Source organism: Pedobacter sp. UYP24 (assembly GCF_054057295.1).
This window is the reverse complement of sequence record NZ_JBSRZD010000014.1, coordinates 12,960-26,794: the sequence shown is the minus strand read 5'-3', so window position 1 is coordinate 26,794 and position 13,835 is coordinate 12,960. Positions and strand designations below refer to the sequence as shown.

Below are 13,835 nucleotides of genomic sequence, written 5' to 3'. Positions count from 1 at the left end.
AATTATTTATTGCAGCAATATTAACTATTCGGGAAATCTAGTCTTTTAATTTTTCCTTATCTAATGGATTTCTGCTTTAGTCTGTTGTGAGATGGATATCATTTTGGTTTATAAATAATTTTTTCTGTTTTTCATAATTTATACGTTTTCAAGGGCAATGCGACTTTTCAAGGGTGCATTTCTGAAAATAGATGCAGTGAAACCGGTAACCTGCTTAAATTGCCTGGAAAGGTGTGCAACACTGCTATAGTTTAACAGATAAGAAATTTCCGTTAGGTTTAATTCATCATAAAGAATAAGTTCTTTAGCCCGTTCTATTTTATGGTTTATGATATAATGTTCAATCGTTATTCCCGTTTCTTGCGAAAATATATTGGCGAGATAAGTATAATCATGTTCTATTTTTTCGCTTAAATAATTCGAGTTTTTCATCTTCGTCGGCTCACTGGTATGGTGCACCATATCAATTATTGTATTTTTAATCCGCTCTATCAACATTGCTTTTTTGTCGACCATAAGTTCTAAGCCAAATCTGGATAGCGCAGCTTTTAATTTTCGATGCTCCTCGGTAGTCGGATTATTTCGCACCTCAACTTCTCCCAGTGCTATGCTGTCATACTTTAACCCAAGTACGTCGAGTTCGTTTTTTACGATCATCCTACACGGGTTACTGACCATATTCCTGATGTGTAATTTCATGGTTTTATCGCTTATATTAATGAAGTAAAGGATCAACGCCAAATTTATCCGGCTACTTTACCAAAATTGGCGATTGATAGCAATTGTGGGAATGATGGTCGTCATCGTATTCTTAGACTTTAATCATCAGACTGGAAAAATTCGATTAAAATCTCCTCTTAAAGTTTTATTAGTCCTCCTACAGTTTGTCTTCAGATTTTAATTAGATATTTAGATGATGAAGTTGCTTATTTTAGAAGATGAAGAAAGTCTTAGAAGAAGCATTCTGCAGTATTTAACTGCCGAGGGGAATATCTGCGATGTTGCGGCAACTTTTGATCAGGCCAGTGAAAAAATCAGTTTATATGAATATGACTGCATTTTGTTGGATCTTGGGTTACCTGATGGTGAAGGATTAGGCCTACTTCGGCTCTTGAGAAAATTGAAAAAGCAGGATGGGGTATTGATTATTTCTGCAAGAGACTCCATTGAAAATCGTGTAGAGGGATTAAGTTTAGGCGCTGATGATTATTTAGTCAAACCTTTTCACCTATCTGAGTTAAATGCAAGGATCACAGCAATAGTACGCAGAAGAAATTTTAATGGAAATGATCAGGTGTTCTTTAACGAAATAGAAATTAACGTGACTTCAATGGAGATCAAGATAAATAATATTCTGATCTACTTGACTAAAAAGGAATTTGATATTCTATTATATTTTGTAACCAATAAATCAAAAGTCATCTCTAAATCAGCAGTGGCTGTTCACATTTGGGGTGAAGATGCAGATATGGCTGATAGCTTTGACTTCATGTACACTCATATCAAAAATATAAGGAAGAAACTAACTGATGGAGGCTCAAAAGATTATTTTCATTCAGTTTATGGCGTTGGTTACAAATTTCAATAGGAATGAAACTATTTACAGGTTATAACCGTGTTTTGTTGTTTGTAAGTAGTTTGGGTCTTATCGTCATTGGTTTCCTTTTTTACCGCACGCTTGGGTTTTACCTCAATCAGCAGATCGACAGTTACCTTTCAGAGGAATTGATGGAGGTCAAGGATTATACCCATGCTAAGAATATTTTGCCAGCACCAGAATTTTTTGATAACCTCATCATTGAGTATAAGAAAGTCAAAAAAGAGGACAAAGAGAAAAGATTTGCTGATACTGTATTTTATAATCCTAAAAAGAGCATTAAAGAATCCGCAAGGTATCTAATTACGGGTGTCAATTTTAATGGGACGCCCTATCAGGTTTTAATCATAACTTCCAAGGTGGAGCGGGAAGAGCAAATAAAAAGTATTTTTTTGGTGATCATCATACCAGTATTAATGCTGCTGCTTGTTCTTTTACTGATAAATCGGTTTATGATCAGAAGACTATGGAGCCCATTCCGGCAATTGTTGGAAAATCTTAAAACATTTAATTTAAATCAAGATAAACCATTTGAGACTATCGATTCACCGATTAGAGAATTTAGAGAGTTGAACCAATCCATTCTAGATATTTCACTACGTGTTCGCTCAGATTTTCGGGAAATCAGACTTTTTACAGAGAATGCCTCACATGAAATGATGACGCCTCTTGCAATAATTAATTCTAAACTGGACACCATGCTACAGTCTGATCAGCTCGGAAAGGAAGAAAGTGAAACCCTGACGGATCTTTATAAAGCCACTTCAAGGCTCAAGAAGCTAAATCAATCCCTACTCTTGCTAGTAAAAATTGACAATAATTTAATTAGTGACCATGAAAATGTAGACGTTTCATCTTTATTGGTAGAGCGGATCTCTTACTTTCAAGAATTGATACAGAATAGGAACTTGAGTGTAATCACAACACTTCATCCAGTTCAATTATTTACCAATAGGTACCTGCTTGAAATATTGATTAATAACATGTTGAGTAATGCCATAAGGCATAACTATGAGGGCGGAAATATTGAAATTACTTTAATAGAGGAGGGGCTGATTTTTAAAAATACTGGTCTTGGTTCCGCTTTGGATCAAAACCAGATATTCGAGCGTTTTTATAAAGACAGTAGGTCTGAGGGAACTGGTTTAGGGCTTGCAATTTTAAAACAAATCTGCAGCCGGCAAAATTTTAATGTAGACTATCTATATCAAGAAAATATGCACGTTTTTGAGATCAGGTTTAATCATAAATAGGAATACGCAGGAGTACTGTTTAACCTTATTTAACAATTAACTTCATAATGTCTACAGAGTTTCACCTGATATTGTATTCAGATTCGGGACTAATCAATTCCCCTGCTTAATACCGTGTTCTGTGTTAGAATTGTTCGTAATTAATGAGTATTAAAGAAAATAAATTAAAATGGATAGGAAAGATTTTTTAAACAGTATCGGTTTAAGCGCAGCGGGATTTGCAATAATTAATTGCGTTGGGTGTTCAAAAAATAACAGCGGATCTCCGGAAACTTCTGCTCCAACAGGAATTGATTTTACTTTGGATTTATCTGCAACAGCAAATGCTGCATTGACGAATAATGGTGGCTATCTCATCTCCAATGGTATTATTGTTGCTAAAAATTCTTCTGGCAGCTATATAGCAGTACAGAGATCCTGCACTCATGAAAATTATAATCTTGTATATCAGAGTAACAATGCTAGGTTTTACTGTGCCAATCATGGAGCTACATTTAGTGAGATCGGGTCGGTTACCAACGGTCCTGCCAATAGGTCTTTGACCACTTATCATACACAACTAACTGGAACTTCTTTAAGGGTTTATTCTTAGTACTATGAAACTGATATTTATTTCAATACTATTTTTAGTTGCACCATCACTTAGTTGGATGGGAAACATGGATGAAGCCATTAAACAGGCAGGGGATTCACATAAACAAATTTTAATCAATTTCTCGGGTTCTGACTGGTGCGGACCATGCATTAGGCTTAGAAAAGAAATTCTGGAAACTAAAATTTTCGAGAATTATGCTGTGGATCACCTCATACTTGTTCGCGCAGACTTCCCAAGGCAAAAAAAGAATAAACTTTTAGCTGTACAAGTAAAATTAAACGAAGCTATGGCAGAAAAGTACAATCCCGATGGAAAGTTTCCATATACAGTACTTTTAGATGAAAAGGGCAAATTGATAATGGCTTGGGATGGATTTCCTGATGAAAGTCCGGATCAGTTTGTAGCGGAAATTGTCAAATCACATGATGTTAAATAACCTGATGAACGAACAGGTGTCTTGTAGTAAAACGATAAAACTAATGGGAAACCGTTTTGAGTTTACAGCAATCTGCGCCTATGTGAATTTTGGTAATAAGGCCATTGATGCCGGTATTGCTGAAATTAAGCGCATAGAGGAACTATTCAGTACGTTTAAAGATACCAGTCAGGTTAGTGAAATCAATCGTTTTGCTGGAATTAAACCAGTTGAAGTTGATCAAGAAGTAATTGGTTTAGTGCTTCGTTCCTTTAAGATATCATCCATTACACAGGGTGCTTTTGACATTACGTACGGGTCAATCGATAAACGGCTATGGAATTTTGATGTGAATATGACTTCGCTTCCAGACAAGGATATAGCACTAAAGTCAATTGATCTGATCAACTACGAAAATGTGCTCGTCAATGTGGAAAATTCAACAGTAATGCTCAAAAATGTGGGCATGCGTATTGGATTTGGAGGCATAGGGAAAGGTTATGCAGCGGATCGGGCCAAGCAGGTAATGGTAGATTTGGGGATAAAAAGTGGAATTGTTAATGCTGCAGGGGATTTAATTACCTGGGGTTTGCAACCAGATGGGAGGCCGTGGACTATTGGTATCGCAGATCCTAACCAAAAGCACCAGGCTTTTTCTGCTTTGAACATTAGCAATATGGCTATAGCGACATCTGGGAATTATGAAAAATATGCTGTAATTGAGGGCAAGAAATATTCACATACCATTGATCCAAAAACAGGATTTCCAGTTAGCGGCATTAAGAGCGTGAGTATAATTTGTCAAAGTGCTGAGTTTGCTGATGCGTTGGCTACTCCAATTGTAGTAATGGGGGTAGAGGTGGGATTGGATCTAATTAATCAACTTAATAATGTTGCCTGTGTCATCATTGATGATGATAACCGTGTATATACTTCTAAAAATATTAATATAAAATACTGATATGAGATCTTCAAAAAATGCAGTGATTTTATTTTGTTACGGATTAACTATAGTGAGCATCTTAAGTGCCTGTAGCGCTGTTAAACCTTATCAAAAGAATAAGCTTAATGATGCTGAAATGGCACTTTCTGCTAGGAAAGTGCAAAAATTTGAACAAAGTTTTCAGCTTTATCGGGAAGGAGCCTCCGGTGCAAATGGCGGTAAAAGCGGTGGGGGATGCGGCTGTAATTAAGTGATATAAATCATGAGAAAGATCTATTTGCATGTAATCATGCTTTTTCTTGGTGTTTTAAGTGCCCAAGGACAAATTAAAATGAAATCCGTTCATTCAGACAGCATTAATTATCAAAGTCGCAAACTAAAGATTGACGAGATAAATCTGGTATCTGCTTATTATAACCAGACAGGCAATAACTCTGCAGTTACAGGAGGTATAGGTACGGAAAAGTTAAGTGATTTCGCCAATACAATTGACCTTCAGTTATCTAAGTTCAATAAAGTAGGTAAAAAGAACACGTTTCTTTTTGAACTGGGAATTGATCATTACACATCTGCTTCTTCAGATAAAATAGACCCGAATAGTATTTCTTCTGCATCCAGTGCAGATACCAGAATATATCCTTCCTTAAACTGGACACATTCTAATGAAACTACAGGCAATTCGTTTGGGTTTACAGGTTCTTATTCAAGCGAATTTGACTACCAGTCGATGGGTGCTGGATTTAACCTGACACGCTTATCACCTAATAAAAATACCCAGTTTGATTTTAAACTTCAGGCCTTTTTGGATACATGGACTGTGATCTTACCTGTGGAGTTAAGAACTGGAAACCAAGGCTCTGGTTCTAAGGGGGATTCCAGATCGAATGAAAATAGTCCGCGTAACTCATTTAGTTCGTCTTTTTCAGTTTCCCAAGTAATTAATGATAAACTACAGGTAGTTATTCTTACAGAACCTTCTTTTCAAAAGGGGTTATTGGCTACCAAATATCAGCGTGATTATTTTACAGATGGCTCTTTACAAGCGGAAACGTTGCCGGATAAAAGATATAAATTACCGATTGCAGCGCGGTTAAATTACTTTGCAACTGACCATATATTGGTACGCGCATTTTATCGTTATTATATGGACAATTGGGGGATTAAGGCACACACGGCAGAACTGGAAGTTCCAGTAAAACTTAGCTCATTTATTTCAATCAGCCCTTTTTACCGATATAATAATCAAATAGGAACGAGGTACTTTACTGAATATGGACAACATTTACCTGGAACAACCTATTTTACCAGTGATTTTGACCTGTCTACTTTGAATAGTGATTTTTATGGAGTTGGAATTAGACTTTCGCCGCCAAAAGGAGTCTTTGGCTGGCAACACCTGAATATGCTCGAATTGCGTTATGGGCATTACACACGTTCTACTGGTTTGGCATCAAATATCATTTCTTTGAATCTAAGAGTAAAGTAGAAGGGGTTGGATTATTTTTTGAGTATGACTACGGTCATTGTGTTCCATGACTTCTGTTAGTATTTATTATTTTATCATCCACTAAATTTGTTATTATGCCAATGATGGTACTCAATTTACAATAAATTATGCTAGGAGAACTTACAATAACAGCAATGGAGGAACTATTGAACAATCAGGTAATAGGTCATCTGGGGTGTCATGCTGACGGAGAAACTTATGTGGTACCCATAAACTATGTTTATAGAGGGCTAACTGTTTATGCGCATTCCAAAACCGGAAAAAAAATAGACATGATGCGTAAAAATTCCAGAGTATGCCTCCTAGTAGATCAGATAAAAGATACGTTTACTTGGAAGAGTGTTATCTTGACTGGTAAATTTGAAGAAATCACAGATGAGAGTGAAAAACACCAAGCAATGCAGGGGATTATTCATAAATTAATGCCATTAACAAATACTCCTCATCAGGGTCCATCTCATGCGATTGCACCAGATATCAATGGAAAAATTGAAGCCATTGTATATAAAATTTTAATAGACACAATGACCGGACGTTTTGAGCGAAGTGTAACATTCTAGACCCACAAAGCATTAAGGATTCAACAACGTAACATATTTTGAATAAATATTTATTACAAAGGGATTTGCAATTCTTGTTATTGTGTCAAACTTAGTGGTTTCATTGCATTAGCATTGATTTCGTATGTTGCAAGTTGCGTCAACTCGTCATCAATGTGTTTTTCATTCACCTCTGATTCATAAAAAATACTAGCAAATTTTTCAAGGCCTGCAAGTTTCGCAAAACTTGCAGCTGTTCCATAACTGCTAATTTTAAAATGACAGATCGATTGAACTCCTGCCAATAAACATGCGTCTTTAACCTCTGGGTTTTTGCATGCAGCCGATTTTTCATCTATCACATTTATGAAAGCCAGCATGATTGGATTTGTTCGGCTTTCGGAATTAATTTTTTCCTTTTCTACAAAGTCATCCATCCGTTGAAGATGCTGAGTAGTAAAATTGATATACTTTTTTAAAATCATCTTCAACTGCATTGAACTGACATTGTTTGCCCATTCTATCAGTTTTCTTTTTAGTTCAATTTCTGCGCTTGAGAACTGAGATGTGTTTAGATCTAATAATTCCTGAAGGTTATTGATACTTAGATTTGCTTCCATTTTCTTTTTTTTATATCAATAAAGCTAGTGGAATAACTTGAGCATGAACGTGATGTCGGTCATGAAGTTTGATGTTGCTAATCAGGCAAATTCGCAGGTTATACATGATCGTTATCATGCTTTTCAACCCTTTTTTCTGAATCGATCACTTCTTTTTCAAATGTACTCTCATCTTTTCCGTTCCTGCGGATTAGAAAAATGATCAGTGCGATTATTAATATAAGAAATATTGCTGTAACAGTGTAATTAAGTTCCATGTTGATTTAATTTAGCTGTGATATTACTATTTTTATATAAATGTTTGTGAAATTTAAATAGCTCTTAATTACCTTCAAAATATGCCTTTCCAAAAGCGTATTGCTGATTTTCTGTCATCTTGTCTGCTGGTAGGATCTTCACTTTGATTTTTGAATAGAGGTTGTCGTCTTTAAAGCTATTGTAAAGCTCAGTTTTGGCTTCAGTAGGCCCGAAAAGCAAGACCTCATCATACTTTATGATAATTGCTGCCAATTGTCTGTAGTAATCCGCTTGCTCACTTTGCTCTTTAACGTGCATGGTTTGTTCTCCACGTTTTAATGCCTCTTCCTTAACTTGATGGGTAAATTTGCATTCAATTGTATTGATGGGCATAGGGTATCCTGAGTAATCCAATAGGTTGGCTACAGAATGATCCATCCATATTCCAATTTTTAATTTTTTTGTCATAATGTTATTCTTAAATTTTTAAAGATAAAAATTAGGATGCCAAAAGAATATCCCTGATCGACCAGGCATCTGGCTTTACAAAGCTGATTTTTTTATAGTGGTTGATTTTATCGAATTCTGTAGATTAATTATATAATTCACACTTTTCAATTGTAATCTATCTGTTTGAATTTTCAACTAAACAACTAAAAATTACTAACACATGTATATCTCTTTCTTTAATGCAATCATATGAATGACATACATTTTTGTGTAGTTGATCTAAAATGGAATTTTCATTTAAATGGAAACTCAACTGCAGTTATTAAACAGTAAAAATTTAATTTTAAAATGAAGGACGAAGTGGAATTTATATTAAGCGTTTCTCTTTTTGCGCCTTACTATCATCTTCATCCTTTTTCGTTTCAATGATATTTTTACATGCTCATGCTCATCCGTATTCATTTGTACCTGATAAGCTTTTACAATCTCGCGGTAGGAAATTGCGCCCACCAGGTGAGGGTTATCTGATGAAGACAAGATAGGTAAGATATCTGTTCCCGTTTGCGACATGGTTTGCAGGGCCTTTCTCAACGTATCTTTAATGGATATAGAGAAATGGGCTTGATTCTTTATCAGCTGTTTTATCTTAACCTCTGGTGATAAACTATGCGCGTAAACTTTTGTAATCTTTAATGTACCTAAATAATCACCAGAATTGTCCACCACGATCAGGTAGTTGTCGTTAGTGGTATTTTTGCTTAACCAAGTTCTAATCTCAGTTATTGTACTTTCAGCATTAACAACAATAGTTTCATTCCCAATCACTTTTTCTACCGTGATCTGCTGTAAAACATCCGGCTCAAATGAATCAGGTGTAAAAACACCTCTACGGGCTATCTTTTCAGTCATGATCGTATTTTCCATCAAGAAGAAAGATACCATATATGCAGCAGTGCATGCGCACAATAAGGGCAACAAGGCCTGAGACTGCATGGTGGCTTCAAGCGCAAATACAATACTGGTTAAATATGCGCGTGAGGCGCCTGCAAACATAGCAGACATACCGATAAGTGCTCCCAATGGGAGTGTAATTCCGGCGTCAGGAAATATTTGAAGAATGCCGTATGCCAGTATAGCACCTGCAGCACCGCCAATGGTTAACAAAGGTGCAAGTGTTCCTCCAGATGTTCCGCTCCCTAAAGCAATGGCCCACGACAAGAATTTGAAGAAACAAATCATACAAAGGAGTTTTAGAGACCAGGTTCCAGATAGAATGCCGATTATATTGTCGTAACCTACCCCAAGGGTATGTGGTGCAAAGTACCCGATAATTCCAACTGCCAATCCACCTATTGCAGGCCACCACATCCAGTGGATTGGTAGTTTCTCAAAAGCATCCTCAATGAAGTAGACGATTTTGGTAATTCCAATAGCTATAAACCCGATAATAATTCCTAAAAAGCTATAAACACCTAAAGCAGTATTGGATGGGACGGTAAGTTCAGGCATGGCGAATACCGGTCCTGATTCAAATAAAAAGTGGTGACCAGCCGCGCCGGTTATACAAGCTAAAGCTACCGGCAATATGGCGCGCGGCGAAAACTCAAAAAGTAGTAATTCTATAGCAAGAAAAACCGCTGCAATAGGAGTGCCGAATATGGCAGACATACCTGCGGTTGCTCCGGCAGCCAGAATGATTTTACGTTCGTTTGCGGTGATCCTGAAAAGCTGCCCTAAAGTTGAACCCAAGGCTCCACCTGTAGCTATTATCGGCCCCTCAGCCCCAAAAGGACCTCCAGTTCCAATGGCAATAGCAGAAGATATTGGCTTTAAAAATGTTATAGAGGGTTTGATGTTACTTTCATTAACCAGAATCTGTTCCATGGCTTCTGGAATACCATGCCCTCTAATGGCTTTTGAGCCATATAAAGCCATTAACCCAACAAGGATGCCGCCAATGGCTGGTACCGCAATAACCCAAAGCCCTAGGTGATTAGTCGGCGGGCTCTTAAAATCCAAATTGAAAGTGCCATAAAAAGAAATATTAGTCACCAAATTAATAAGCGAAATCAAGACTTTAGCAATCAGGCTGATGCACACCGCTACCAATACTGCATAAAATGAAATGCGGATAAGTCGCCCTTTTTTATAAAATAGGTTTTCTGTATCATTTTGCCCGTTTTCAATTTCCTTTAATAATGGAGAAACCGGAATAGAGTTTGAAAGGATATTTCTTTTCATTGGATGTTTTGAATACTACTTAATTGTATGGTCTTAGATATTATTATATTGCCTAAACAATACTATTTGCTATAAATTTCTGCAAAAATACAATTATTATGTTGTATTGAAAATATTTTAAACAAATGAGTTTAGTAAGTCGTAATAAAGCTTTATCTTTTTTAATATTGTAAGCTCTTGTAGTTAGAACTGAATGAAAGAAATTAAAAATGTCTGTGACGTCAATAAATGTTACTTATGCAGTCACTGCAGCAAAGACTGGGCGCTGGCAATCACTTCCCATAAAAAAAACTATGAACTGAAGAAAGGCCAGCATATTTTTAAAGAAGGCGAGCCGGTTAACCACATCTACTTTGTTTATTCGGGTAAAGTGAAAACACATAAGCGATGGGATGCAGAAAAGGAACTGATCATCAGGTTTGCGCAACCTGGAGATATACTTGGGCACATGGGCTTGGGCAACGAACTCACCTACCCAGTAACCACCACTGCTATTGAACCTTCAGTGATCTGCGCTATAGATCTTGATTTTTTTGAATCAACCTTAAACGTAAACCCAAAGCTTACTTATTCATTAATGAAGCTTTTTGCTAATGAACTACAGGAGTCAGAAAAGAGGATGAGAAATCTGGTACACATGCCTGTTAAGGAAAGGATTGCGTTGGCGTTGTTAAATCTTAAAAAGCAATTTGGTACAAACGATGGGGGGTATATAGCCATCGAGCTGTCTCGTCAGGATCTATCTTCATTTGCTGCGGTGGCTTATGAAACATTGTTTAAAGTACTGAATGAATTTCAGCAGAAACAATGGATAACAATAGAGGGAAAAAATATCAGGTTGTTAAACCAAGCGGAGTTGACGGTTATGACTATTGATAAAATCAACCCATCCAACCCAGGAATTGTGGGATAATTAATCCGGTCATCGTTTAGAATGACCGGATTAGATGCTACACTAGAACTTGTAGCTCAAAGTAGTAATAAACTGACGTGGTGCAATTGGGTTGATACTATAGTTTTCATGGGCAAAATAGTTCAGCTCATTGGTAATGTTAGATATTTTGGCAAGCAGTGAAAGCTTTTTCCATGAATATCCTCCAGAAATATCGAAGGTGGTAAAATCGCTTAAAGGGATAAGTCTGCTTGATGTTTGGGTTTTAGTATCATTATACCCACCGTTGCGGTTTCCTGTATAGTACGCAGAAGCACCAAATTTCAATCCTTTTAAACTTCCGTCTTGAAGGGTGTAGAATACAGATCCATTGGCAGTATTCTTAGTGGTAGCTACTAAACGCTGACCTTCAACTGTACCACCAACTGTTGTCGTTGCTTTTCCTGTCGGGTTGGCAGCAGTAACGGGTACATCATACGTAATTGTCGTTTTATCTCTTGTTTCTGTATAACGAATAAAGTTATAGCTATAGCCTGCCATGAAATTCAGCCCCGGCAGTATCGTTCCAGTCAAATCAAATTCTACACCATCACTTAAAGTTTTGCCGTTCAATTCTTTAATATTGCTGTCGCCGTTGCCAGTACCATCAGCTTTTACTAGTGCTTGCTGAGCAAAGTTGCTGTTTTTAATGCTGTAGGCGGTAACATTGGCAGTTAACTTCCCATCAAGGAAATCATTCTTTATACCAGCTTCGTATTGATCAACTAAAGATGGATTAAGTGTTGCTCCATAGATGTCTAAGCCGGTATTTGCAATTAAACTATTGGCATAACTTACATAAACTGAAGTAGTTTTTAATGGCTGATAGATTAGGGCAACTTTTGGAGAGAAGGCCTTTTCAGTTTTACCTGCAGCAGATCCTTTGCCAATAGCATGGGTAGCTAGTGTATTTACAGTGGTAGCAGGTGTTTTTTGGAAAGTATAGCGAATACCAGCTAAAACCTTAAATTGTTCTGTTAATGTTACTAAATCCTGTACAAAAGCACCCATTCTATAAATTGGAGCTTTTGTTCTCGTTGTGTTGGTTACATCAGGCTGAACTCCTGAGCCGAAAAATGTAGAAGGATCCAAAAGATTCACACTTCCGTAATTGAAAGTAGTTGCATTAGAGGGACCATAAACAAATCCATTAGAAGTGGTTTTAGACTGGTCTGCATCGGCGCCAACTAAAAGTTTATGGTTGATATTCCCCGTGTTGAATTCACCGTTTAAGTTGACCTGCTGGTTATAAGTAAACTCTTCTGTTTTAGAGCGGGTAACATTACGAAGTGCAACACCAGCTGCATTTGCAAATGGGCGTTCTGCACTGAAATAATCCCTGTTGTAGGATTGTAGAGATCCCAGGACATTAATTTTCCAGTTTTCATTAAATTGATGATTAATACTTAACTGTGAAGATACCGTGTTGGTGTTGTTGTATGCCCAAGGTGCATTTAGATAAGCGCCGCGACCGATGTTTACAATTTTGTTATCAATTGTTCCTATACCAAAATCTGGTGTATAATCACTTTTTAAATAATCACCCTGTAATAATATGTCAGTTTTATCAGATAGCTTATAGAGTAATGATGGGTTTACATAAACCCTATTCGCATGTACGCTATTTCTATAGCTTCCAGCTTTCTCATAAGTTCCAATAGCACGGAAAGCAAGTTTTTTGGAAATAGGTCCATAAAGATCGATACTAGGTTTATACAAATCATAGCTTCCGGTACGGAAAGAGATTTCACCGCCATTTTCAAATTTAGGCTTCTTGGTTACCAGGTTTACCACAGCACCGCCACTTACGCCGCCATATAATAGGGCAGCACTACCTTTTAATACTTCAACAGATTCCAGGGTACTTGTTTCTGGCATACCACCTGTACTCGTCCGTGCACCATTTTTGAAAACATTGTTTCCTCCCAAACTATAACCGCGAGCAAAAAATGTCTCACCGCTTACACCACCGCGGTTTTCGCCATAAGCAACACCGTTTACATTTTTCAGAACGTCGCTTAAGCGGTTAGCCTGTTGATCGGCAATAACTTGTGTGCCTATAATCTGAACTGCTTGCGGAAGATCTTTTGAAGGAATAGCAATTTTACCCGCGATAATAGACTTTACATTTGGTGATTTGTAAGTTGAGATAACAATCTCATCCAATTGAGAACCACTTTCTGTTAATGTAAAGTTTGCAGTTGCAGCTACACCGTCTGTAACAGTTACCTTTTGAGTTTGTACCTGTAAGCCAACTGAAGAGGTTTTAATGGTGTATTCGCCACTTTTTACATTGTTAAATACAAAAACACCAAACTCATTTGTTGAAGTCTTTCTATTGTTTTCAACAATCTGGACGGTAACTGAAGCCGCAGGCTGACCATCATTTGTTTTTATCTTACCACGTATGGATGCATTGGCAATCGCAGATGCGAGTTGAGCAGATAGCGTAAAATTTGATAGTAATAATGCGGATAAAAAAAAGATGGAGTATAAATATTTCATTG

The 13,835-nt window shown here is 37.0% G+C and carries 15 protein-coding genes; 9 read left to right on the top strand and 6 right to left on the bottom strand.

Annotation, left to right across the window (positions count from 1 at the left end; genetic code table 11):
• Positions 1–138: 138 nt before the first annotated feature.
• Positions 139–657 carry a helix-turn-helix domain-containing protein gene (locus tag ACVWYN_RS17205; protein ID WP_457290122.1) on the bottom strand — a complete coding sequence of 173 codons (519 nt, stop codon included), beginning with the start codon at positions 655–657 and terminating at the stop codon, positions 139–141.
• Positions 658–916: 259 nt separating this feature from the next.
• Here ACVWYN_RS17205 and ACVWYN_RS17200 point away from each other — a divergent pair, with 259 nt between their 5' ends.
• The 8 genes from ACVWYN_RS17200 to ACVWYN_RS17165 all read left to right on the top strand — a co-directional run bounded on the left by ACVWYN_RS17200 (position 917) and on the right by ACVWYN_RS17165 (position 6,870).
• Positions 917–1,588 carry a response regulator transcription factor gene (locus tag ACVWYN_RS17200; protein ID WP_457290148.1) on the top strand — a complete coding sequence of 224 codons (672 nt, stop codon included), beginning with the start codon at positions 917–919 and terminating at the stop codon, positions 1,586–1,588.
• 2 nt (positions 1,589–1,590) lie between these two features.
• Complete coding sequence (locus ACVWYN_RS17195; protein ID WP_457290121.1) at positions 1,591–2,850, top strand: sensor histidine kinase; 1,260 nt, start codon at positions 1,591–1,593, stop codon at positions 2,848–2,850.
• Between the two features lie 169 nt (positions 2,851–3,019).
• Entirely contained in the window at positions 3,020–3,442 is a 423-nt protein-coding gene (locus ACVWYN_RS17190; protein ID WP_457290120.1) for a QcrA and Rieske domain-containing protein, read from the top strand.
• A gap of 4 nt (positions 3,443–3,446) precedes the next feature.
• The gene (locus tag ACVWYN_RS17185; RefSeq protein WP_457290119.1) at positions 3,447–3,881 is read left to right on the top strand and encodes a thioredoxin family protein; all 435 of its coding nucleotides are present in this window, start codon (positions 3,447–3,449) and stop codon (positions 3,879–3,881) included.
• A complete protein-coding gene (locus ACVWYN_RS17180; protein ID WP_457290118.1) occupies positions 3,868–4,821 on the top strand; it encodes an FAD:protein FMN transferase in 954 nt (317 codons plus the stop codon). The genes ACVWYN_RS17185 and ACVWYN_RS17180 overlap by 14 nt, the downstream gene beginning before the upstream one ends.
• Position 4,822: 1 nt before the next feature.
• The gene (locus tag ACVWYN_RS17175) at positions 4,823–5,053 is read left to right on the top strand and encodes a DUF4266 domain-containing protein (protein ID WP_457290117.1); all 231 of its coding nucleotides are present in this window, start codon (positions 4,823–4,825) and stop codon (positions 5,051–5,053) included.
• Positions 5,054–5,065: 12 nt separating this feature from the next.
• Entirely contained in the window at positions 5,066–6,289 is a 1,224-nt protein-coding gene (locus tag ACVWYN_RS17170; protein ID WP_457290116.1) for a DUF3570 domain-containing protein, read from the top strand.
• 128 nt (positions 6,290–6,417) lie between these two features.
• On the top strand, positions 6,418–6,870 hold the full coding sequence (locus tag ACVWYN_RS17165; RefSeq protein ID WP_457290115.1) for a pyridoxamine 5'-phosphate oxidase family protein: 453 nt from the start codon (positions 6,418–6,420) through the stop codon (positions 6,868–6,870).
• 77 nt (positions 6,871–6,947) lie between these two features.
• On the opposite strand, the gene ACVWYN_RS17160 is transcribed toward ACVWYN_RS17165, so the two are convergent.
• From ACVWYN_RS17160 to ACVWYN_RS17145, 4 genes are all read right to left on the bottom strand, one after another.
• Complete coding sequence (locus tag ACVWYN_RS17160; protein WP_457290114.1) at positions 6,948–7,469, bottom strand: YciE/YciF ferroxidase family protein; 522 nt, start codon at positions 7,467–7,469, stop codon at positions 6,948–6,950.
• Between the two features lie 98 nt (positions 7,470–7,567).
• Positions 7,568–7,726 carry a hypothetical protein gene (locus ACVWYN_RS17155; RefSeq protein WP_457290113.1) on the bottom strand — a complete coding sequence of 53 codons (159 nt, stop codon included), beginning with the start codon at positions 7,724–7,726 and terminating at the stop codon, positions 7,568–7,570.
• A gap of 64 nt (positions 7,727–7,790) precedes the next feature.
• Positions 7,791–8,174, bottom strand: a complete 384-nt coding sequence (locus ACVWYN_RS17150) for a hypothetical protein (RefSeq protein ID WP_457290112.1) — start codon at positions 8,172–8,174, stop codon at positions 7,791–7,793.
• A gap of 354 nt (positions 8,175–8,528) precedes the next feature.
• Positions 8,529–10,397 carry a chloride channel protein gene (locus tag ACVWYN_RS17145; RefSeq protein WP_457290111.1) on the bottom strand — a complete coding sequence of 623 codons (1,869 nt, stop codon included), beginning with the start codon at positions 10,395–10,397 and terminating at the stop codon, positions 8,529–8,531.
• Positions 10,398–10,590: 193 nt separating this feature from the next.
• Between ACVWYN_RS17145 and ACVWYN_RS17140 the strand changes: the two genes are divergently transcribed.
• A complete protein-coding gene (locus ACVWYN_RS17140) occupies positions 10,591–11,310 on the top strand; it encodes a Crp/Fnr family transcriptional regulator (protein WP_457290110.1) in 720 nt (239 codons plus the stop codon).
• A gap of 42 nt (positions 11,311–11,352) precedes the next feature.
• Here the strand turns inward: ACVWYN_RS17140 and ACVWYN_RS17135 are convergent, their stop codons facing one another.
• Complete coding sequence (locus tag ACVWYN_RS17135; RefSeq protein ID WP_457290109.1) at positions 11,353–13,833, bottom strand: TonB-dependent siderophore receptor; 2,481 nt, start codon at positions 13,831–13,833, stop codon at positions 11,353–11,355.
• Between the last annotated feature and the right edge of the window lie 2 nt (positions 13,834–13,835).

What these genes read in the sequence shown, in the direction of transcription:
- ACVWYN_RS17205 (WP_457290122.1), bottom strand. Translation starts at nt 657, where the DNA reads ATGATCGTAAAAAACGAACTCGACGTACTTGGGTTAAAGTATGACAGC.
- ACVWYN_RS17200 (WP_457290148.1), top strand. Translation starts at nt 917, where the DNA reads ATGAAGTTGCTTATTTTAGAAGATGAAGAAAGTCTTAGAAGAAGCATT.
- ACVWYN_RS17195 (WP_457290121.1), top strand. Translation starts at nt 1,591, where the DNA reads ATGAAACTATTTACAGGTTATAACCGTGTTTTGTTGTTTGTAAGTAGT.
- ACVWYN_RS17190 (WP_457290120.1), top strand. Translation starts at nt 3,020, where the DNA reads ATGGATAGGAAAGATTTTTTAAACAGTATCGGTTTAAGCGCAGCGGGA.
- ACVWYN_RS17185 (WP_457290119.1), top strand. Translation starts at nt 3,447, where the DNA reads ATGAAACTGATATTTATTTCAATACTATTTTTAGTTGCACCATCACTT.
- ACVWYN_RS17180 (WP_457290118.1), top strand. Translation starts at nt 3,868, where the DNA reads ATGATGTTAAATAACCTGATGAACGAACAGGTGTCTTGTAGTAAAACG.
- ACVWYN_RS17175 (WP_457290117.1), top strand. Translation starts at nt 4,823, where the DNA reads ATGAGATCTTCAAAAAATGCAGTGATTTTATTTTGTTACGGATTAACT.
- ACVWYN_RS17170 (WP_457290116.1), top strand. Translation starts at nt 5,066, where the DNA reads ATGAGAAAGATCTATTTGCATGTAATCATGCTTTTTCTTGGTGTTTTA.
- ACVWYN_RS17165 (WP_457290115.1), top strand. Translation starts at nt 6,418, where the DNA reads ATGCTAGGAGAACTTACAATAACAGCAATGGAGGAACTATTGAACAAT.
- ACVWYN_RS17160 (WP_457290114.1), bottom strand. Translation starts at nt 7,469, where the DNA reads ATGGAAGCAAATCTAAGTATCAATAACCTTCAGGAATTATTAGATCTA.
- ACVWYN_RS17155 (WP_457290113.1), bottom strand. Translation starts at nt 7,726, where the DNA reads ATGGAACTTAATTACACTGTTACAGCAATATTTCTTATATTAATAATC.
- ACVWYN_RS17150 (WP_457290112.1), bottom strand. Translation starts at nt 8,174, where the DNA reads ATGACAAAAAAATTAAAAATTGGAATATGGATGGATCATTCTGTAGCC.
- ACVWYN_RS17145 (WP_457290111.1), bottom strand. Translation starts at nt 10,397, where the DNA reads ATGAAAAGAAATATCCTTTCAAACTCTATTCCGGTTTCTCCATTATTA.
- ACVWYN_RS17140 (WP_457290110.1), top strand. Translation starts at nt 10,591, where the DNA reads ATGAAAGAAATTAAAAATGTCTGTGACGTCAATAAATGTTACTTATGC.
- ACVWYN_RS17135 (WP_457290109.1), bottom strand. Translation starts at nt 13,833, where the DNA reads ATGAAATATTTATACTCCATCTTTTTTTTATCCGCATTATTACTATCA.